At 42.6% G+C, this 21,361-nt stretch carries 15 protein-coding genes; all 15 read right to left on the bottom strand.

Annotated elements, in window-relative coordinates:
* Positions 1-189: 189 nt before the first annotated feature.
* The 15 genes from BUB85_RS01080 to BUB85_RS01015 all read right to left on the bottom strand — a co-directional run bounded on the left by BUB85_RS01080 (position 190) and on the right by BUB85_RS01015 (position 21,353).
* The gene (locus BUB85_RS01080) at positions 190-1,041 is read right to left on the bottom strand and encodes a hypothetical protein (protein ID WP_073103960.1); all 852 of its coding nucleotides are present in this window, start codon (positions 1,039-1,041) and stop codon (positions 190-192) included.
* Positions 1,042-1,063: 22 nt separating this feature from the next.
* Positions 1,064-1,942: a metal-dependent transcriptional regulator gene (locus BUB85_RS01075; protein ID WP_073103957.1), complete on the bottom strand. Its 879-nt coding sequence runs from the start codon at positions 1,940-1,942 to the stop codon at positions 1,064-1,066.
* Entirely contained in the window at positions 1,924-2,076 is a 153-nt protein-coding gene (locus BUB85_RS21340; protein ID WP_159434597.1) for a hypothetical protein, read from the bottom strand. Before BUB85_RS21340 ends, BUB85_RS01075 begins: the two co-directional genes overlap by 19 nt.
* Positions 2,077-2,221: 145 nt before the next feature.
* Entirely contained in the window at positions 2,222-2,458 is a 237-nt protein-coding gene (locus BUB85_RS01070; RefSeq protein WP_073103953.1) for a hypothetical protein, read from the bottom strand.
* A gap of 262 nt (positions 2,459-2,720) precedes the next feature.
* Entirely contained in the window at positions 2,721-3,326 is a 606-nt protein-coding gene (gene fic / locus BUB85_RS01065; RefSeq protein ID WP_073103949.1) for a protein adenylyltransferase Fic, read from the bottom strand.
* 142 nt (positions 3,327-3,468) lie between these two features.
* Positions 3,469-5,142 (bottom strand): FAD-dependent oxidoreductase, encoded by a 1,674-nt coding sequence (locus BUB85_RS01060; protein WP_073103946.1) that lies wholly within the window; start codon positions 5,140-5,142, stop codon positions 3,469-3,471.
* Between the two features lie 14 nt (positions 5,143-5,156).
* Positions 5,157-5,720, bottom strand: a complete 564-nt coding sequence (ahpC, locus tag BUB85_RS01055) for an alkyl hydroperoxide reductase subunit C (RefSeq protein ID WP_073103943.1) — start codon at positions 5,718-5,720, stop codon at positions 5,157-5,159.
* Positions 5,721-5,792: 72 nt separating this feature from the next.
* Positions 5,793-6,221, bottom strand: a complete 429-nt coding sequence (locus tag BUB85_RS01050) for a Fur family transcriptional regulator (RefSeq protein ID WP_242945287.1) — start codon at positions 6,219-6,221, stop codon at positions 5,793-5,795.
* A 5-nt stretch (positions 6,222-6,226) separates the two neighbouring features.
* Complete coding sequence (locus BUB85_RS01045) at positions 6,227-6,667, bottom strand: Dps family protein (RefSeq protein WP_073103940.1); 441 nt, start codon at positions 6,665-6,667, stop codon at positions 6,227-6,229.
* A gap of 216 nt (positions 6,668-6,883) precedes the next feature.
* Positions 6,884-8,185, bottom strand: a complete 1,302-nt coding sequence (gene eno / locus BUB85_RS01040) for a phosphopyruvate hydratase (protein WP_073104139.1) — start codon at positions 8,183-8,185, stop codon at positions 6,884-6,886.
* Positions 8,186-8,589: 404 nt separating this feature from the next.
* The gene (locus BUB85_RS01035) at positions 8,590-9,312 is read right to left on the bottom strand and encodes a pilin N-terminal domain-containing protein (protein ID WP_073103936.1); all 723 of its coding nucleotides are present in this window, start codon (positions 9,310-9,312) and stop codon (positions 8,590-8,592) included.
* A 4-nt stretch (positions 9,313-9,316) separates the two neighbouring features.
* Positions 9,317-10,159 (bottom strand): class C sortase, encoded by an 843-nt coding sequence (locus BUB85_RS01030; protein WP_073103932.1) that lies wholly within the window; start codon positions 10,157-10,159, stop codon positions 9,317-9,319.
* Positions 10,160-10,162: 3 nt separating this feature from the next.
* Positions 10,163-11,746: a SpaH/EbpB family LPXTG-anchored major pilin gene (locus BUB85_RS01025; RefSeq protein ID WP_073103930.1), complete on the bottom strand. Its 1,584-nt coding sequence runs from the start codon at positions 11,744-11,746 to the stop codon at positions 10,163-10,165.
* A gap of 117 nt (positions 11,747-11,863) precedes the next feature.
* Positions 11,864-19,870: a Cna B-type domain-containing protein gene (locus tag BUB85_RS01020; RefSeq protein WP_242945284.1), complete on the bottom strand. Its 8,007-nt coding sequence runs from the start codon at positions 19,868-19,870 to the stop codon at positions 11,864-11,866.
* A 43-nt stretch (positions 19,871-19,913) separates the two neighbouring features.
* On the bottom strand, positions 19,914-21,353 hold the full coding sequence (locus BUB85_RS01015; RefSeq protein ID WP_073103928.1) for an Rrf2 family transcriptional regulator: 1,440 nt from the start codon (positions 21,351-21,353) through the stop codon (positions 19,914-19,916).
* Positions 21,354-21,361: the final 8 nt, after the last annotated feature.

Here is a 21,361-nt window from a genome sequence, read left to right as displayed (position 1 = left end):
ATATCAGTTATTTCTAACCTTATAGTCAAAAAAAAATGCACCTTCTGTTATTTTGAAAGCACCAATTAGTTAGTTGCAGCTATCTCCGAATAATTTATATCATATGCACAAGAAAGCGTCAATATAAAACGTGAAGAAAGTTATACACCCTATGTATAATTTTGGAGAACCTCTTGTGGAATAAGGTTTTCAAAAAGTAAAGAAAAGTAACGCTGTACTCTCCGGCATATGTGAATTACCAACATTACAGGTGAACGTTGCTGCCAGATATCCGACTCGCTCCAATCCAGATCCCCGACGGAAATGACAGTATTCCAATGGAACTTTCACTTTCTCGTTTTCCATTTCTGCCGCTGTCAGTACACCCTCTCTGTCGTATTTGAGCGTTGCTACATGTCCAATCATATTTTCACCGCTCACTCGGGAATGCGCAGCCATATCCCGGGCCGTCAATTCCAGATACCATTTATCCTGCTCTTTGTCGTGACGCAGGTAAGCCTCACGTTCAAAACCAAGGTTTGCCATAGAAAAGCATTTCTCCATGTCCGAAGCATAATTCTCCATACACAGCAGTTTGAAATACACCTGACAATCTTCCAGAGCTTCTTGTTCTTCCTGCGCAAATCTTACCATTTTCTTGGTGCGCATCGCCCGCTGCACGGGTGTTCCCGCATTATCATCTACCATTTTTTTCAATGTATGCATTTCCACATTTCCTATCATGACACGCAGATTGTTTTCCAGTTCCTGTTCAGGAATACCAATCGCCCGAAGATAATTGGTCAGCTTCACGATCAGACTCTTGTATTCTGCCAGCCAGAGTTTTCCTGTTTCTGTGAATTGGAAGTCTTCCTTCAGATAACCATTGTTGATGCAGACCTTGAAATATCGGCTGACAGTTGCCTGTGTTGTACCACAGCATTCTGCAATCATGCTTGCTGACCCCCATCTGCTTTTCAGTTTTTCCAGTTCGATCAAAAACCTCAACTGAAGCAGTGTCGGCAATGCGCTGCTTCGTCTTGTATTGTCTTTCTTTTCCATTTCCTTAAATCCTTTCGTTGGGTTATTTTTGTAATAGATATACGAACAACTCCCTGCAGTTTTCTGCGGTCGGCAGTTCGTCCCACATTGTCAGTCCGACCATCAGCGCCCCCTCCAGAAACGGCATCGCGGCACTTGTAGTAAACGTGAATAACGTAGTCGGCAAGATGTATCCATACTCCGGCTGCGTTGTATGTCCTGCTTGCTTTGGGTATTCGGACTTCTCTGCTTTTACCCACTGATCATTTTTCCTGTACCAGACGATCAGTCTCTTTTTTTCCTCTCTAAGCTTATACCAGAAGCAGCTTCTCTCTTCGTCCACAACCAGGATTCCTTCATCCTGAAAATATTGCTCGCGCGCCAGGATTCTGGGAGACCGCTCACCGACCCGGTAGAGTATCATGCATGCACCGTACTCTCCCACCGTATACATCGTTCTGAGATCCAGATATTTCACCTTTCGTTCGTAAACATCGCCATGCCGCACAAAATCCATAATCCCCTGTACAGCCTGTTTGTCAATGATATGCTCAAGACGGCATGCATTTTCCTGTGCCTGCTCCAGCTCCATTCCACTTACAAGCTGTAAAAAAGTCGTAAGGTTCTCGTGTCTGTGCAGGCACTCCATTCCCTGTGCCTTTCCAAAGTCTGTCAGGATCAGATCCTCTTTCGGAACAATCTCCTTTAGATAGTTGTGTCTCACCATTCTTCGCAGCAGCCCGTTTAATTCCGCTTTACTGATGCCGAAATCAACGGCAACATCTGCTGCTTTCATTGATTTGCCGTCCAGCCAGCGCTGATATAAAAATTCCAGAAGATCCTCTTCCATCTCTTCTTTATTCTTGGGGATATTCCCCCCGATCTCCCCTACAAAGGGATCGCTTACAAATTCTTTTGCCATAAATTGTCTCCATTCTGGATTAGTAAATGCGAAAATCCCCAGTCTGCCATCTGCACGTGACCGTTATTCATTATCTTCACCATCATTTTTCCCGCCAGACCTTCTGGCTTACATGTATTTTGAAAAAAGCTCATTTTCGTTCCTCCTGACAATTTTTATTGTTTTGAATTTTCGATAGATTCTGACAAATGACGTGTATATCGAAAAAAGATGTCCACCAACTCAACGATGAACACCTTTTATTATAATCATATTTGTCTTGTGTCTTGTCTGACAATGTCAGGCTGTAGCAAATCGAGCAAAAGAAATCTCCGTTCCATTTGCGTGCCTGTTACAGATATTCACAGCCTTACTCATTACCTCTGCAAACTGATCATCCTTGGTGACAACCTTTAGAAAGGTGTGATCTTTTGTAACTTCCACGGATTCCACATCTTCCAACTGTCTCATTTCCTTTTCTATTAACTTTACCTGCTCATCTGTTACCTTCTTTGAGAAGCGATAATATCTTCCCATAACCGTCATCTCTTTCCTGATTTTTTTTGTTAGTTCACTCTAACCGCCTTAAGAATACACCCTTTACAAAAGGGTGGCAATATCAAGATGTGTTATTAAGATATTTTCTCATTTAGAAACATCGCATGCATTCGTTTTCGCTGTCTGCTCAAGCATGTGAATTTCCTTTTCAGACAGCTTTGCATCAGAAAGGACAGTGTTGCAGCCATTGACGCTGTAAATACTGTCCTTTTGCGTTATTTTTCTCTCTTCTTATAATTCTTCACAGTTCTTTTGTTTGATACAGTGTGTATCCTTCATAGTAATAACTATGGTCGATTCCCTTCATATACACTTCTCTATCATTGATTTTATCCGTCAGAGCCGCTTTTAAAAGAACCTTGATCTCAACATCCTTGATTGGACTTCTTTCCATCGCCAGTAAATAATCATCTTTATCCACAAGGCTCCAATCAACCACCCTGTTCAGTTCTTTTTTCAAAATCAGATCAAGCCATATCCTTGTGCTTCGGCCATTCCCTTCTCGAAATGGATGTGCGATATTCATTTCAACATATTTTTCAACAATTTCATCAAATGTATTCTGTGGCATTTTTTCTACGTTTTCTATTGAGACTGCCAAATACATCACAGGTGCAAAACGAAAATTTCCTTTTGCTATGTTCACATCCCTGATCTGTCCTGCAAATTCATAAATGTCTTCAAATAGGTATTTGTGAATCTCGGAGAGTGCTTTAAATGTTCCCGCATTCAATGTATCTAAATATCCATTTTCAAACATCTGCAATGCTTTCTTTTTGCTGATTCGCTCTTCCTCTCTGGCAAGTTCGCTTGAATCCGTAATATCTAACTTATTCTTAAGTGCCATAACTTCACACCCCACTTTTCCTTACGACTAGAGTCTTCTCTTACACAATATATTCTCTATATTATAGTTGAAACCACACCGTTTTACAAGAAGAAAGGACCAATCCACAGCCATCGCAAAGCATTTGTCATCTCTTTCCTGATTATTTTTTGTTAGTTCGCTCTAACACTTCCAGCAGTTCTTCCACGTTTTTCTTTCCGAACAGCACCTGATCATCATTGATAATCATACAAGGCACACTCATCACCTGATACTTGTCTTTCAGGTCCGGATAATGCGTCAGGTCAAACATTTCCGCCGTCACATTATCTGACAATGATGCAATCTTCTGCGCTGACATCACAAGCTCCGGACACATCGTGCAGGAAAGTGAAACCAGCATTTTCATATTTATGTTTTGTTTCATCTCCCGGATTTTTTCTTTATTGTCAGGTGAGATTGCGGTTCCAGGTCCTGCAGCGTTGTAAAGTGCTATTACGAAGGAATTAATCTCATGACCTCCGGGAACGCCGTGAAAAATCATTCCTGAAGCACTTCCATCCGGATTTATCACTTCCATAGCAGGAAGATATTCCGGTACGTTTTCTTCTGCCCTCTCCCATGAAACCTTGTCTGTCATTTGTGTGAACTCTTCCAGAAAGCTTTCTACCTCTTTCGACACTTTATCCGTGCCAAGCCATGCCCGTACACATACAGGCTGTTGAAACTTGTCAAACAGCGGCACCAGTTGACTTTTGACTGCGTCATCCAGAAATACACCGCCAGCACTGTTCGTATCATTGGAATTCATCGTATTACCGTTTGTTTCCGCATTTCCTGTATCAGAATCCTTTTTTTGTTCAGGCACTATTACCGTAAACTCTGGTATGGAGAGTTTTTTATGAAGCTTCGTCACAACGTGCTCGAGTGAAGTTGCCGCGATTGCACCATCCGCAACTGCAGTGACAACCTGCCTCAGATTTTTCACACACACATCACCGGCGGCATACACGCCATCGAGATTTGTTTTTTGATTTCCATCTGTCACAATATAGCCCTGTTCATTAAGCTGAAGTGCTTTTGGAAGCCACTCGGTATTCGGTGCATATCCCGCAAACACAAACACGCCAAATCCGCCATCCTCGTCCGCATCGTACTCCCATGTTTCGCGACTGTTCCTGTCCCGAAATACTGCTTTTTTCATCGTGCTATTGCCTTCTACTTTTATCAATTCCGTACGGAATCTAACGGTAATCTTCTCATTTCCACTCAGCTTGTCTGACACGGTCTTAGCACAGCTGAAATCTTCTGAGCGAACAATCATCGTCACATGTTTTGCATATTTTGTGAGGAAAATACCTTCCTCTACCGCTGCAAATCCACCACCTATCACAAAAACATTCATGCCTGTGAAGAATTCTCCGTCACAGGTTGCACAGTACGCAACACCTCTCCCTTTAAATGTCTCCTCGCCTTCAAATCCCAGTTTTCTCGGATTCGCACCGACCGCAAGGATCACACCCAATGATTGAAAATCTCCTTTGTTTGTATGAACTTCTTTGATGTCCTGCTCCAGATTCATTTCCTTCACTTCTGCGATTGCAAATGCTGCTCCAAATGATTCTGCCTGTCGTCTCATACTGTCCGTTAAGCTCTTCCCACTGGCCAGTTCAACACCTGGATAATTGACGACCTCCGACGTAATCGTAATCTGTCCGCCCGTCTTTTCTTTTTCCAGCACCAGTACCTTGTATTTCGCTCTCGCCATATAGATTGCGGCGGAGAGCCCTGCCGGGCCCGCGCCTACAATAATTAAATCATACATGTTTTTTTCCATCGCTTAGATACCTTCTAAATCAGTCCAACAAGATCAAGACTTGGTTTTAATGTGTCAGCTCCCGGCTGCCACTTGGCAGGGCACACCTGATCCCCATGTTCTGCTACAAACTGAGAAGCCTGTACTCTTCTGAAAAGTTCGTCAGCATTTCTTCCGACGTTTCCGGCGATTACTTCGTATGCTACGATTTTTCCTTCTGGATTTACGATAAAGCTCCCTCTCTCTGCCATGCCATCAGACTCAATCATCACATCAAAATCTCTTGCAAGAGTTCCGGTTGGATCTGCCAGCATTGGATAATTGATTTTCTTGATTGTTTTAGACGCATCATGCCAAGCCTTATGTACAAAATGGCTGTCGCATGAAACTGAATATATTTCGCAGTTTATTTTTTTGAATTCCTCATACTTATTCGCCAAGTCTTCTAATTCTGTTGGGCACACAAACGTAAAATCTGCTGGATAGAAGAAAAAGATACTCCATTTTCCTAAAATATCCGCCTTTGTTACCGTTTTAAAATCATTGTTCTGATATGCCTGTACCTCGAAATCACTTACTTCTTTGTTAATCATTGACATCTTTATGTCCTCCTGTTTGTATTCGTTTTAATTTTGCTTAGTTTTTCCGCCATTTTAAATTCTTATCACTTATTACGCTTTCATCCTTGTTACAGTTCCACTTTTTTCTATCTCCATACACTCTGCACATTCCCCTTCAATTGTAACAGTTACAGTATATATCGCCCCCAGAGAAGGATCTTCACACAGCTGTTCAGTCTTTAAGTTATCTACCGTATTTAGATCAATCACTTTGCCACAATTCCGGCATATAAAATGTGCATGATTATCCATTCTGGTATCATATCTCTCTTCATTTAACGGCGTGAGCACTCTTCGTATTTCTTTCATTTCTTCTAGTACTTTGAGGTTTCTGTACACTGTTCCAAGACTAATATTCGGGATTTCTTCTCTCATGTACAAGTATATCTGTTCAGCGGATGGATGGTCAGTTCTGTTCTGTACGTATTCAAGTATTTTCTCTCGTTGTCTTGAATAATGCATCTTCTTCTGATTTTTCATAACTTTTATTTCAGCATTGAAGAAACAAACCAGATTGTTTTTGCATAATTTTCAATATCTGATTCCATTTTGTTTGACACTTCAAACGAATCATCCTCTTGTGCCTCTTTTCGGATGGATTCCGCTTCTTCCTTTAATAATTTCATATCACGGAGAGCAATTTCAAGAACTGATTTTACACTTTTTTCTACATTGTCTAATTCTTCAATTTTTGTAATTGCCAAATAATCCTTCATGCTTCCAAGGGGCATCTGATCGTTCATCTTTAAAACTTCTGCTGTTGCATCCACTACGTCAGCCAGCGCATCATATAGTGTTTCAATATATTCGTGCACTGCTTTAAACTGTCCTCCGGTTACATTCCAGTGAAGGTTATGCAGCTTGACATATTCTACACTTGTGTCTGCAATGTACTGGTTCATCATTTCCGCTAATTTTGTATTCATAGTTTCATTCTCCTTCTATTTATGATTTGTTTATATTGCCATGTGGTTAGTGTAACCTAACTATTTCAAAATGTCAATAACAATTACTATTATTATTTAGAGAAATATTATCAACTACGATTACGAACCGCAATGAACCATTTCTTTTTTCATAATATGTAAAAATAATACAAGTGCTTCGTCATTTTACCAAGCACTTGTATTACTTATTATCTTCTATTTATTTCTTTTTATATGAAATGCATCAAAACCTGGGTATACCGCACTTTTGCCGAGTTGTTCTTCAATGCGAAGCAACTGGTTGTATTTTGCAACACGTTCGCTTCTGCTCGGTGCACCAGTCTTAATCTGACAAGTGTTCAGCGCAACTGCAAGATCTGCAATGGTCGTATCCTCTGTCTCGCCTGAGCGATGTGAAGAAATTGCTGTGTATCCAGCGTTATGTGCCATCTTAATTGCCTCCAGAGTCTCGGATACCGAACCGATCTGATTTAATTTGATCAAAATGGAATTTGCACAACCGTTGGCAATTCCTTTCTGAAGTCTCTCTGTGTTCGTAACAAACAGATCATCTCCCACAAGCTGTACTTTAGAACCGAGCTTTTCTGTCATATACTTCCAGCCTTCCCAATCTTCCTCATCCAAACCATCTTCAATAGAATAGATTGGATATTTCTCGCACAGGTTGCTCCAATGTTCTACTAATTCAGCAGATGTAAATTTCTTTCCTGTCTTCGGCAGGAGATATTCACCTGTCTTTCCAGTCTTCCACTCACTGGAAGCTGCGTCCATTGCGATTACAAAATCTTTTCCTGGCTCGTATCCAGCTTTCTTCACCGCCTCAAGAATGAAATCAATCGCTTCTTCATCGCTTCCAAGATCGGGTGCATAGCCGCCTTCATCTCCCACACCGGTCGCTAAGCCTTTTTCTTTCAGAAGTGCTCCAAGTGCATGAAATACTTCCGTACACCATCTGAGTCCCTCGCAGAAGCTGTCTGCTCCTGCAGGCATAATCATAAATTCCTGTACATCTACTGTATTTGCCGCATGAGCTCCACCGTTTAGAATATTCATCATTGGAACTGGAAGTCTGTTTCCATTTACGCCACCAAGGAGACGGTATAGCGGAATATCCAGTGCAGCTGCTGCCGCTCTGCAGCACGCAATAGAAACTGCCAGAATTGCATTTGCTCCCAATACTGATTTATCCTTTGTTCCATCTGCCTGAATCATAGCCTGATCTATTGCATATATGTCGGATGCATCCATTCCTGTCAGCGCATCACAAATCTTAGTATTCACGTTATCTACCGCTTTCTGAACACCTTTGCCTCCAAAGCGATTCTTCTCTCCATCGCGAAGTTCCAGTGCTTCAAACTCTCCAGTAGATGCGCCGCTCGGTGCTGCACCTCTTCCAACTGTTCCGTCAGCCAGATAGACCTCAGCCTCAACCGTAGGGTTTCCACGAGAATCGATAATTTCTCTGCCAAACACTTTTTCAATTTCTAAGTAGTCCATTCTTTCACCTTTTCTTTCCTGAAAACCTTTCTGCCCTTTTTTCAAAGGGAAGCAGCTGTTTTCAGCAGTCAGCCTGCTTTATGCAGAAAGGAGTCCAAAATGATTTATTCACATTGGTTAGTTTTGTCTAACCAGTGTGAATTGTAACATACTCCAAAAGGAAAAGTCAAGAGCATAAACAAACTTTATTTTTTCCCTGTTGCAGTTTGATCAAGCGTGAGTATAATCCCCCCTTTTCCATCAATTCAGCAGGTGTTCCCATTTCACTGATTTTGCCATCGTCCAGAACAACGATCTTATCAGCATTTGCCACTACCTGGGCATGTTGGGGACTCGTCCCTCTTAAAGCGCGCCCATGATGTGCAAACAGAAAGCAGCGAACCCTATAGAGTTCGCTGCTTTCTTTACTTTATATTGGACTTAACATTTTTCCTTTTTCTAATCAAGATTAAAATTATGAATAAAGCAAGTATCCCCAACAGAATCCAGCCTACAATAACGGTGCTGTCTCCTGTCTTGACACTATTCAAAAGATTCCATACACCGCCCGACGGTTTTTCAACCTCCGGTTCTTTCGGTGATTCCTGGATTGGTTTATCTTCCCAATTTATCTTCAAATCTGCCTTGACCTGATATAGATAATTTCCTGCGTCCGTATCTGGTATGCTAATAAGGGCAGGAGCTGTTGTATATCCTTTATTTGCCTCATCTGCCTTCTGTCTAAATACCAGATAAATTCCTGTATTCAGGTTTTGAAACAACGCCGTACCATCAGATGCCGTAACCTGTGTAAACTCCTCTAAATGATTTTGGTTGATATAGGTTTCTAACTGGCTGGCAAGAGTATTTAATTGTGAGGCATTTTTTTCATCCCATGAGGTTTCAAACTGTGAAAATTTTTCCCTGGTCGTATAGACAATGCCTCCATTTTCGAGAACCTGTGCATCAGCAATCTGAGTGACAGCAAATGTGTCTCCTGACAAATAAATCGTCTGTTCATTGCGGCTTGTTTTTGCTTCCACCGTAATACTTCCGCTGTCCTGCGCCCAAACAGCCAAATGACTGCTTAGGAGCATTACCAGTAAAAGCACGCATCCATATATTGTTCTATGGATTCGATTTATCATACTGTCACCCCTTTCTTTTGACTTTTGATACTATTTTTTGAAGAATGAAAAACAGGAATAGTACAGCAGCTCCTATGATCGGATACAAATATTGCCGTGAGATGAAAAAGCCTGCATTTTTGACATCTTCCTCTTCTGTTTTTTCTTCGTAAGGTATTCGTGTTCCCCGCACCAACAATCGATGGGAATTGATCCCATAAGGGGTACAGGTTACTAATGTCACATAATCTTCGCCGGGCGAAATGGAAAGTTCGTTTAACTGATTCGGCTCCACTGTCACGATCTGATTCACTTCATAGGCAAAGGTTTCCTTCAATATATGAAGATAGAATCTGTCTCCTGTTTTCATCTGATCCAAATCCGTAAATAATTTTGCTGAAGTCAGACCTCGATGCCCGGAAAGTGCTGCGTGAGTGGATTCTCCTCCTACCGGAAACGAGGTATACTGCAGGTGCCCAACTCCTACCTGCAGTACCTCTTCTGCACTTCCGTGATAAATTGGCATGGTTTCATCTAATCTTGGAATTGTAATATATCCCATCATCCCACTGTCTGTAATGTTTAGAATATTCCAATAGGTTTCTTCCAGATTATCAGTTCCAGTGCTTTCATTGCTTGGCAACTCGCTTCCATTCCGAGCAAAAAGCTGCTCATTATAGTTTCTCGCTTCCTCCAATATCCGTTCTGCTTCTTCGTCTGTTAAATTCGCAAGTGCTTCTTCGTAACTCCCCACTGCTTTACTGGAATTTTTTTCCAGTAAGTAATTGCTTACAAATGGATAGGCAAGAATCACAAGACCAGCCAAAATAATGATTACGGATATGGGATCAAAGCATTTCTTTTTCATGGCTTAACCATTTACCTTCATTTTTCTGTTACGACGTACCAGTCCAAAGATCACAAGACACACACCTGCGATGGTAAGAAGTAATGTACCAAGTCCACCAGTGCTTGGAAGAGTGGTACCTGTATTATTCTGGACCGGAACAATATTTCCAGTTTCAGCAGCTGTACCATTGTACTTAACAGATACTGTCTCTAATTCTCCTGTAGTCTTATTATAATCAGCGCTAATTTCAACTGTAATAGGTGCTGCTAATTTGTTATATCCATCTGGTGCCGCTGTCTCGAACAGATAATAGGTTCCTGCGTCCAGACCTGTAAACTGAATCTTACCACTTTCCGGAGTCGTTACAGATGTAACCGTTCCAGTCTCACCAGCCTTCGCCGGACGATAAACTGCTGCTTCTGTAGCGGTTCCAGCCTTCACCTGAATCAGACTGATTGCTGCTGCAGAACCTGCATCCGCTCCTTTGCGAAGTTCAAAGGTTGCTCCCGCAAGACGTGTTGCATCATTGCCGTATGTACCGGTATATTTATCAAGAGTAAAGTCAAAGGTATATGTTTTTACTACATCTGGTGTGGATGTTCCTGTTCCATTTCCAGTAGGGTCATTTGAATACTCTATTTTAGCGGAGTTTTCATTTCCAACTGTTCCACTTACAGCATTTTCATTCAACGTAGCGGTATAAGTAACAACGATCGTCTTCCCTGCCTTGTCAGCATACTTATCTTTCATTCCTGTCAGCTCTATCGTTACATCTGTCTTGGTATTATCTGTTGTATTTGGTGCTGATGATACCGTATAGTCAGTCTCCGGGGTAATTGCAACTCCATCAACAGTTACGCTTGTAACGGAACCAAAGGTCAGCCCTTTTGAAAGGGTATCCAGAAACTTAAAAGTGTAGGTATCATAATCTGTCATATCCGGTACTTTTGATGTCAGTGTAAAGGTCACGGTATCTCCAATATTTGCATCTGTTGCTCCCGGCGCAGTTCCACCGGTAATCTCTTTGTCAACCGTTGGATACTCACTTTTTAAGTTGATTGCTTCTGTACTTCCACCTGTCACACTGATTAACTGTGCAGCGGTTTTTCTTGTAGCACTGGTTGAACCACTATCTGGGAGCACAAGATAATATCCATCCTCAAGACCAGTAATAGTTGCTGCGCCCGTCTCAGATGCTGTTGCAGTTCCTGCAACAGTAAATGTTTCAGTAGTATTATTTCTCATATAGTCAGAAACTTCCTTTGCAAATGCTGTTACTTTAGCATCATCATTGCTTCCTAACTTCTGAACATACTGATATGCTGCGTCAGATAATGCCGTACCTGTGAGGTCCGTGCATCCATAATCTGCATTGCTCTTGAAAAAACTCTCATACTGTGGATTTAACGTATACGCAATTGCAGTACCCGATGTTGTCGCACTAAACATCTGATAAGCGTCCACTTTCTTACCCGCAAACTCCTTATTGCCTGTTACCTGTATGCTGTTGTTAGCTGCTGCAAATACACTTGTGCCCATCCCCAGTGTCAGTACCATGGCCAGCAGCACTGCCAGCATGGTTTTCATTTTCTTAAACCTTTTCATCTTCGTCACCTTTTCTTTGTGCCTTTCTTTTTTGTCTTTATCTTAAATTTATAGTTACCTAATAGAATTTTTCTGGTGGCAATCTGGAATTCCGACTCATATTTTCCCCTCCGTTTTCTATGGAATGCTTTCCTTCAGTTTCTCTTTTTTTCTTTTTTCCCGGCGATAGATGCCGTATCCTCCAATTGCCACTCCTAATATAATAAGCCATAGAAGCCCTTTGCCTCCCGTAAATGGAAGTTCTGGGTCATGGCGATTGGTGATCGTTGCCACATATCCAGTGTTGTCATATTCGATTGTCGTAATATATCCATCCACCGTAGTTTCTTCTACTGTATAAAAATAATATCGTATGGTGCCATCCTTATCCTTAAACGCCACTGGAAGTCCTTCCACTACCTTTTTCCAGGTTGCGGACCAATTGGAGCCATTTTCTGTGGCTGTCAGCGTCAGTGGATTTTCAAACTTCGGATCACTGGGATTGGAATATCTGACCGTCTGTATCTTACCCTCTGCATCTGTATAGTTTTGATAAATGGTAACTGTTATAGCATCTGGGCGAAGCTTATCCCAGTCATTCCAATCCTTCCATATTTTCTGAATGGTCACATTAATACTTTCTTCGCACGGGTCCTGCATATCTCCCGGTTCCGGTGTCAATGAATCATTGATATCCAGCACCTTTGTATCCGACATAAGCACTGCTTTTGCCGGACTCTCATATGCAGCAAGTGCAACCGCATGATCACCAGCACTATCTTCTGCCATAACCGCATCTTTCAAATCGGAATATTTTTGAATAACATTTAGATGTTTTACATCGTAACGGTTATAGGCAGTTGCCGTTGTTTCGTCGGTCTTGGCTTCACTGATAAGGCTATTTCCCGCTGTCAGCGCATTACTTAATTTCTCATTCAATGCCCGGTAGACACTGTATTGATTGCCCGTTCCCTCAATGGATCTTATCGTATTGAAATAATAGGTGGACTTAAGGTTGGTTGTTCCTGTAAATGGTCCGGTTAAATCTTTTGTACCACGTACTACATCGCAGAAGGTCATTACGTTATTTTCAAATACACCTTCATTATTAATCCCTATAAAACCACCACTATAACCATTCTCAGCTGTTCCATCCGCATCATCTGTTGCTCCGCCACCATACACGTCATAGCCACGTGCAATTCCTGTTACCCTAGAGGAAACAATATTGCTTCGATTTCCCTTGATCAGTGTAACAGCAAGCTGGCTGGTACCCGAGCTGTCAATTCCCTCCTCGGTACAAGGAAGTTTTACCGTAGAGTCTCCCAATGTAATGATTGCAACATCTGTTAGTTGTTCGTTTTCTGTGTCCGCTTTTGACAGTGCAACCCCAATTTTTAATCCCAAAAGATTTACATAGAGCAGCTGTCCATCACTTAATACCTTTAATCCCAGTAAATTACCAATACCTAGATCAATCACACCCCAATCTTCTGCCTTATCAAGATAGAGCAGCTTCACAAGGGCATTGACGACTTTTAATATTACGTTTAACAGCGTAGAACTTACCTCAACATTTGCAACGTAGTTCATTTTTGTCTCACCAACAAATCCACCTGCAATCTGTCCGCTGGTCACTTTTTTTAGATTCGTGGCTTTACAAGTATCTAATTTTGAAAGATCACTGTAACCGGCAAATCCACCGGCAACCTGTTCCGTTCCACCTGATGATTTCACGGTATAGCCTTCCGAGATACCAGTCACTGTAGAATCATCTACATGGGAGCCAAATACATCCAGTACCCCTGCAGTCGCACCAAGCAGGTTCAATTGATCTGCTACGGTTGCATTGTCTACATCCACTGTCCCATTTTTACCTAAGTGTCCTACAAAACCACCCGTATAATTCATTCCCAATACACTGCTGAGATTCTGTACATTTGAATTCTTGATACTTCCATTTAGCAAACCGCCGCCAAAACCGCCTGCATTTCCGGTGTATCGTGTGGAATCTAAGATACCTTCTGAATCTGCATCCATTGCCTTGACCTGAAATCCCTCGCTGATACCGGTTACTCCCCCATAATAGATATAGGTCCGAAAGGCATCCAGCACACTCACTTCACCAGCCTGAACCAGACCAAGAATCGTTGTCTTTCCGGAGCTCGTATTATTGCCTGATACTGATGCCACACTGCTTACATCTGCCAGACCAAAAAATCCGCCGGCATACAAACCGCCAATAACACCACGCAGACCTTCCACTGTAACTTTACTCGTTCCATCCGCATCGCCAAGCACTGCTGCTTCCAGAGAACCTGCAAAGCCTCCCGCACTTTTCGCATATTTCGTTGTTGTTCCTTCTTTGTAGCTTCCGTTTACGGTATAACCCCAAGTGTCATCTACAGCCGTTACCTTTGCACCTCGTATGGTGGAAACCGTTGCCTGCAATACGGATAACAGGCTGTTCGGTGTACTGATCAGTGTATCTAAAATACCCTGTAACAATCCACTGCTGGCATTGGTATTGGCATCTAATACGGAGCCTGCTGTTGCAAGACCGACATAACCACCTACACTATTGCTTCCTGTGACCGAATATAGCTTCTTACTGTCACATCCTCCTGCAGAGTTTTGTGCGGATGAGCCATCTGCTGCATCCCCCCATATTTGTCCACCTGATAGGTAGCCTGCATAACCGCCTGCATAACCACAGCTATGCTTTATATCTGTTCCGATTGATTTCACTGTCAGTCCACTTTGATAACCAGTTACCGAAGAAACTTTGATCACGGGTACAAATACATCCACAACATTCAGCAGGGAACCGACATCCAGCTTGAGTCCAAGAATATCCACGCTTCCAAGTTTTGCTGCACCATTTGCGAACATCTCTCCCGCAAATCCACCTGCAGCCCGCATGGCAGTAACAAGCTTTGCCTCGTATGCCTGTCCATTTGTAATGGTTCCACTGTGCATTGCTCCCACATATCCGCCAGCACATCCGCCTCCAGAAACATTGGCACCACTTTCATACGCCGCACGTCCTGCCACTACATGATAGCCATAGATATATTTCGATAAGATCGCATCCAGTTCTCCCTGCGAAGTAACGGTTCCATTTTCCGCCAAATCTGCACCGAAACCACCGTTCACACCAATATGTTCTACCCAGCTGTTCCATGTACCCATATCCATTTTTGCTAAAGGACCATAGACTGCAGTATTTTCTTCTGTTGGATACACGATACTCAATGCGCCCAGCAGATTATTTACTTTTACAAGTCCCCAAAGCAGTTTCAGACTTCCGGTATCTGCTGTGTCTGCACTTTCCATGAGCCCGGTATATCCCCCGGCATATTCTGCTCCATAAACAGAACGGATACGAATTGCTTCACAAACTCTTGTTGTGCCTGTATAGCTTCCTGAAAGTCCACCTGTGTTTTCTGACTTCCATCCATCTGTATTCATCCCCCAGATGTTGCCGCCTTCATTATGTCCCGCATAGCCACCGGCCATTCCTCTCTGAATCGACGTATCGGAGGATGCCTGAGCCCGCACCGCACCACCACAGGGGATGCAGGTAGTACTACTATTGCGAATCGTTGGAACAAAATCTTCCGCAAGAGAAGCGAGGGCTTCTTGTGTATCCACTAAGGAGCCGAGTATGCTTGCATCACCTAACACATTGGCAACATTGCCCGGTTCGTAATTCCCTACATAGCCGCCGGCAGCAATCTGTCCTATTACATAAGAGAAGTTATAGGAATTTGAATCCTGAATATGTCCACCGGATATATTTCCGGCAAATCCGCCTGCCATACCGATTGCCCCATTTTTATCTGCCTCGGTTGCCAGCACAGAAAATCCGCCTACATTTCCTGTTACGTCTGAATGTTCAATTGTAGATACCACCACGGAAAGAGCATCCAGAATATTCGTAAGTTGCAAGGTATTTCCGAGAATCTTCAATCCGCCGCCTACCGAAGCTGCACTTCCGATATCCATGGATCCGATATACCCGCCAGCGTACCTTCCGCCTGTTACGGAATATGTGCTTTGATTGTTAAAATAACTATCTGCACTCACCGCTTCTAATGTTTTAGGTTCTGTCACCTTTGTATTTTTCAAGTTGGTTACATCACTGTTTGATATCTGTACGCCGCTTCCATAGCCAATAAATCCACCAGCACTTCCAGATACTGCATCCATGTCATCTAACGTAGCTGCCACCACAGTAAATCCCTTGTCTGATTTTACTCCTGCGTATTTTATAAAAGGTACATAAGCATTTACAACGCCAAGCAGATTTTCCGAACTGATGCTGAGTCCTGCAAGACCGCCCAAAATGCTGAGTCCACCGTTGGAATCCGCAAGACCACCTGAATAGACCTTTCCACCGAAGCCGCCGCCATAGCTTCCTCCCGTAACATGATCAATGTTATATACAGCATAATAATCATCTGTTTTAGCACTGTTGTCTACGGTTCCACTCTGAAAATCCCCTGCAAATCCACCAGCTGTATCAGCCTCTACGAAACCACCATCTACAAAAGAAACCGAACAGGTTGTATATTTCGGGATCAAATAAGACACTGCTGTAAGCAGATTTCCTGCTTGAATCAGATCCGTAAGAGAAGTTTCATCAGAAACATCTGCCAGTCCACCGCTTTGTGAAGTTCCAATAAACCCGCCGGCAACACCGTCTGTCCCGTCCGCTTTTACAGAACGTAAATTTGTTACCTTCGCATTGGTCACCTGCGTACTGTTGCTCTTGGCAATAAAGCCTGATGCAGTAAATATATTGGTATCCCCTGCGCCATTTGTTCCAGTTGCTTCAACCGTAAATCCATCAGAAATACCATATATTTCTATATTTTCAATTGTCGTGTTCACGCCCTGAGCCACAGACAAAAGTCCATTGGCTTTCAACAAATTCAGTCCCAGCAGGCTTAACTTCAGTCCTCCAGTACCGGCAAGATCACCTGGTCCAACACATCCTGCAAAACCACCGCTTCGATTGTTCGCAGAAATGCTTTTTACTGCACTTAGATTCATGTCTGCAATAGTTCCACCAACAGCTTCTCCAAAGCCGCCTCCGGCATAGTTCCCAGTTGCTGATACCTCATATCCTGCTTCCACACCCGTTACCGTAACACTCTTTGCAGTAAATCCAAGAAAACCGCCAAGCCCTATTGTGCCGTTCAGGAGTCCGCCTACACTTGCCGTTCCAACACTGCCGGCAATGCCTCCGGCATAATTTTCAGCTACTGATACCGCCTGTAAACCAGTTAGTATATTGTTCCGCTCAGAAATGGCTGCGGTATCTGTATAACCGTCAGCATCATATTTCCAATAAGATAATTTTTCCAGATATTCTGCACTGGATGCTGCAAGATAAACCCCATCTCCTCGCCCAAGCATGCCTCCTGCATAATCTTTCGCTGCTACCTTAACGGACGCACCATTTATCTGACATCCTAAAATAGCAGAAGGAGAAACACCAACCAGCGAAAGCAGCATCTCACCCTTGGATGAGTTGCTACCCAAGAGTCCTGTTAGAAGTTCTTTTACAGTACTAAGCAGGCTCGTATCCGAAACTTCATCTTTTCCCAGATTGCTAAGCCAGCCCACTGTTGCGATTCCGGAAAAACCACCCGCAAAGCTTTCTGCAGCAGATACATCAACACTTCCTGTTATACTATCATTGATGGCATAGCTGTTGGTCTGCGCTCCAATAAAACCGCCGAGATAATTGCCGCCACTCACTGTTACGTTGCTGTTATTTATACTGCTATTAATCACCATACTCTGCGGCTGCATCAGCCTCAGCAGTTCTACCCCTACATCCGAAAGCAATCCTTTGATTTCAGCGTCTCTTGCAAGACCGGAAAATCCGCCGCCGTAGCCGGATGCCTGAATCGTGTAAGTACTGTCGGCAATCGTGCTGTCTGTAATAATCGTACCGACCTGCTGACCAACAAAACCACCCGAATAATTTTTATCCTTCTGCCCCAGTGTGCCTGTCAGTCCTTCCACACTACAGTTTGCAAATACGGGATTGATATAATCCGTTGGAATTAGACTTCCAACCGGCAGAGCATTGTCCAGTAAAATGGTAATCAAATCACCCAGCCCCAAACCAGGAATCGCATTCAGCAGAGAGGACAACACGTTGACCGTTATTCCAAGCAAATCAGATAAGCCATCATACTCTGTCATTCCTGTACTGTATCCAACAAATCCACCGGTACGGTCATTGATATTTGATACCATAACATTGCCTGAAACTGTACAGTTTGTGATGTTCACATCGCCAACAACTCGGCCTGCAAATGTTCCTGTTGCAAAAATGGTAGGATCTTCTGCACGGGCATTTAACAGCGCACTTAATGTATCCTTTAAATTCAATTTAACATTTCCAAAAGATATGACACCAATTAATAAATCTACAACGCCTCCTAATAAGCCGCCTAATATAGTGGTGAGTCCGCTTATAACAGTCTGCGTATTTTTCGTGGTATTGGATGCATTGTTAACAGCTATATTGTTGATTGCTATATTAGAGACCGATACCGTGCCAGCACTGACACCCACATTATTTACATTAATTTCATTTGTAATGGTACCAAAGAAGCCAATACCGATATAATTTTCAATTGGTAATTCCCCGGTCTGTTCCACCGAAACATTAGAGATGACCGGTCTTTCACTGGCTGTGATTCCACTATCATCCCAGATACTGCTCCCCGCTGTAGCCTTTGCACCAATCATCGTTCCCGAAAACATCATCGGTGTCCATGCTTCGTTTGTCAGATCGATATCACGGAAAATAATATAATTGGCTGTGGGTGAATAGGTAAGATCCGTTGTTGTCTCCATGTTTACATTATGAGCGGTTGCAGTTCGGTCATAAGTGTAAGTGATTGCACCGGAACTAGAATCGGTTACTTTCTTGCTGCCGATATACAGCGTTCTTTTTTGTGTAAGATACATTCCTACAGAGTGGTCTGAACCTCCAACCGCTTTATATGTTGTATCTTTTGCATACAGTGTCTGATCTGCCGTGATGTCTGCATCTCCCGTATACAGCAGCGTTGGCACAGCCTGAGTGTCTGTCCACGCACCAAGGTCAAGTGTAAGGCCTATAAAGTGTTGTTCCTGCCCCCACACCGGCTCCGTAACTTTATAATACTTGCCGTCAGCGTCAGGCTTTCCGATTGTCTCAAGCTGCTGTTTGTTTCCAATCAGTATGTATTCCTTGCCGCCATTGGTATAGACCACCTGCCCCGCATAACTTCGTCCATCTTTTGCATCTTCATCACTGAAAGAGGTTACTAAAGTATTTGCCTTCAATTCCGGTGTTGCCTCTGTAAACTTTTGGGATACCGCATAATGGTGCGAGGAGCTATAGGTGAGGTAATTCTGTCCATCCTCCTCACCTGAAGGATAAATAAAATTACCTAACCCAACATTTTCTGCAATCATATCCTGAGACATAACAGGTTCTGTTTCCGCCGTATCTCCCATAATCAATGCAAGTTGGTAGCGATTATATATAAAGATGGTGTCCGATTCTTCATCATAAAGAGGATCTTCCTCTGTAATCTCCCCACTCACAAAAGTTCCTGTAAAACTCTCAGGCAGTGTCCATGAGCGGACATCACTTAGTGATATATCATTCATAAGATAGTAGTTACTATCCAGCCCATAAAGCAATGGTGTTCCATTTACCTGAATCTCCTTTCCACCATCCGAGCCTTCCTGAATATCACCTTCTTTGACAGCTTGTCCACTTCCGATTAAAACCAGCTGTTTCTCATTATAAATGCAGATTCTATTGTCTTGATAATACAGGGAAATATCCACGCTCTCTTCCTGCGTCTTTGCTGAATCACTATCCGCTTCTTCTACGGGCTCTGTTTCCTCTTCATCAGATGATGGGACATCAGATGTATCAGTCTGGCTTTCCAATTCTTTCTGTTCTTCATCTGTTGTAAGCTCATCTGTTGAATCCGTAATGTTCTCTACGGATTTCTTCCCAGAATCATTTTCAGCCGCCACTGCCACATTGACCTGTGTCATGAGCATTGTAATGATTAGCAAGTATGCAATTATTTGTCTGTAGATTTTTTTACATTTCATCTTCGTGTCACCTTCCCGTAATGTTTCCTGCATACTTATCGTTTTAGTTGTTCATCCACTCCGGCTGCATGGCTGCTATTAGAAACGCCTGCAATAATTTATCAGAAAAAGTTCCGCATTTTCCAGCCAATATGGTCTGTATTGCTTCTTCATGCCTGAATGCCTTTTTGTACGCACGTTCACTGACCAGTGCATCATACACGTCTACTAAACCGACCACCTGTGCACACAGTGGTATTTCATCACCTTTCAAACCATCTGGGTATCCAGTACCATCATATCGTTCATGATGTGACCGACAGATATCATAACTGTACCTGTTCAGGATCTCTGTGGATGGATCCTGCGGGAATCGTAGCGTCATCTCGGCACCTTCCAATGGATGCATTTTTATCAATTCCATTTCTTCCTCTGTCAATGACCCACCTTTATTTAGAATTTGAATTGGTATTTTGATTTTTCCTATATCATGAATTGCTGCAAGATGTGACACATCGACAATCTCGCTCTCAGTAATTCCATAGTCTGGATTAAGTTCAGCCAACTTTCTATAAAGTAATTCTGTATGCCACTTCATCTCGTTTTTGTGTTCCGCACTCATAATCTGGTTATGGTCCAATACTGATATCAGTAAAGACACCATCTTCCAGTATTGCTCTCTAATATTGCGGTCTTTCGTTTGTAATTCCTCTTCCATGGCGGTCATTCTTTTATCAGCCAGTTTAGAATTATGGAAGGAAAGCATCACACTGTTTTCATCTTCATCAAAATATGCCTTCATTTCCATCCAGACACAATCACCTGGTTTTCCACCTGTTTTTCTCCTGTAATTTGTGTCCTTTTCAAAATGTCCATAGAAATAATCCTGCGTCAAATTCCTATAATCCAGAAATTCCTTTACTTTCTGGACATCCTTCTCACAAACAAAATGTTCCAGATATGTAGATACAAATTCAGAATACAGTCCCTCTTTCGGTATTTTATTTTTATATTGTTTGTCATGTGCATACATCTGGGTATATGTTTGTAGCTCTGTATCAACTTTCATAACTACATAAAAGGTTCCAAAGTGTTTCTTGTTTTCTTTTCCTATCAACTCTGCAATCGTAATGCTGTCTAATTTGCTGTCGAAATCTTCCTGCCATCCAAGCAGTATCTTATGGACCCTGCATTGAGAGGCTGCATTAGCAGTGCAATAACCATCCCGTTCCAGGCAGCGATTGATTTTCATTGTGCTTTCCGAATGTACAATGACATCACGCAATGTAATCTCTTGAGGTGCTTTTATTAATCGATATCCACCTCGTATCCCTTCTTCTGCCTCAATCAACCCCGCATCTTTTAATATTTTGGTTGTTTTAGGTATATAACTAAGTGGTATGCCAAGCATGGATGCCATGTACGAAGACGAACACATTTGATTTTCTTTAGCCAATAGACATATAATTCTTATTGCGTAATCGGTCGTGATTGTTAATTGCACGTTTATTT

This window comes from Hespellia stercorisuis DSM 15480 (assembly GCF_900142165.1).
In the GTDB taxonomy this organism is placed as follows: Bacteria; Bacillota; Clostridia; order Lachnospirales; family Lachnospiraceae; genus Hespellia; species Hespellia stercorisuis.
Note: the sequence above shows the minus strand (reverse complement) of the source record. Positions and strands in the feature narration are given on the sequence as shown.

Excerpts from the sequence above, each read along its gene's own strand:
- BUB85_RS01080 (WP_073103960.1), bottom strand. The coding sequence starts at position 1,041 with ATGGAAAAGAAAGACAATACAAGACGAAGCAGCGCATTGCCGACACTG.
- BUB85_RS01075 (WP_073103957.1), bottom strand. The coding sequence starts at position 1,942 with ATGGCAAAAGAATTTGTAAGCGATCCCTTTGTAGGGGAGATCGGGGGG.
- BUB85_RS21340 (WP_159434597.1), bottom strand. The coding sequence starts at position 2,076 with ATGAGCTTTTTTCAAAATACATGTAAGCCAGAAGGTCTGGCGGGAAAA.
- BUB85_RS01070 (WP_073103953.1), bottom strand. The coding sequence starts at position 2,458 with ATGGGAAGATATTATCGCTTCTCAAAGAAGGTAACAGATGAGCAGGTA.
- fic (WP_073103949.1), bottom strand. The coding sequence starts at position 3,326 with ATGGCACTTAAGAATAAGTTAGATATTACGGATTCAAGCGAACTTGCC.
- BUB85_RS01060 (WP_073103946.1), bottom strand. The coding sequence starts at position 5,142 with ATGGAAAAAAACATGTATGATTTAATTATTGTAGGCGCGGGCCCGGCA.
- ahpC (WP_073103943.1), bottom strand. The coding sequence starts at position 5,720 with ATGTCAATGATTAACAAAGAAGTAAGTGATTTCGAGGTACAGGCATAT.
- BUB85_RS01050 (WP_242945287.1), bottom strand. The coding sequence starts at position 6,221 with ATGAAAAATCAGAAGAAGATGCATTATTCAAGACAACGAGAGAAAATA.
- BUB85_RS01045 (WP_073103940.1), bottom strand. The coding sequence starts at position 6,667 with ATGAATACAAAATTAGCGGAAATGATGAACCAGTACATTGCAGACACA.
- eno (WP_073104139.1), bottom strand. The coding sequence starts at position 8,185 with ATGGACTACTTAGAAATTGAAAAAGTGTTTGGCAGAGAAATTATCGAT.
- BUB85_RS01035 (WP_073103936.1), bottom strand. The coding sequence starts at position 9,312 with ATGATAAATCGAATCCATAGAACAATATATGGATGCGTGCTTTTACTG.
- BUB85_RS01030 (WP_073103932.1), bottom strand. The coding sequence starts at position 10,159 with ATGAAAAAGAAATGCTTTGATCCCATATCCGTAATCATTATTTTGGCT.
- BUB85_RS01025 (WP_073103930.1), bottom strand. The coding sequence starts at position 11,746 with ATGAAAAGGTTTAAGAAAATGAAAACCATGCTGGCAGTGCTGCTGGCC.
- BUB85_RS01020 (WP_242945284.1), bottom strand. The coding sequence starts at position 19,870 with ATGAAATGTAAAAAAATCTACAGACAAATAATTGCATACTTGCTAATC.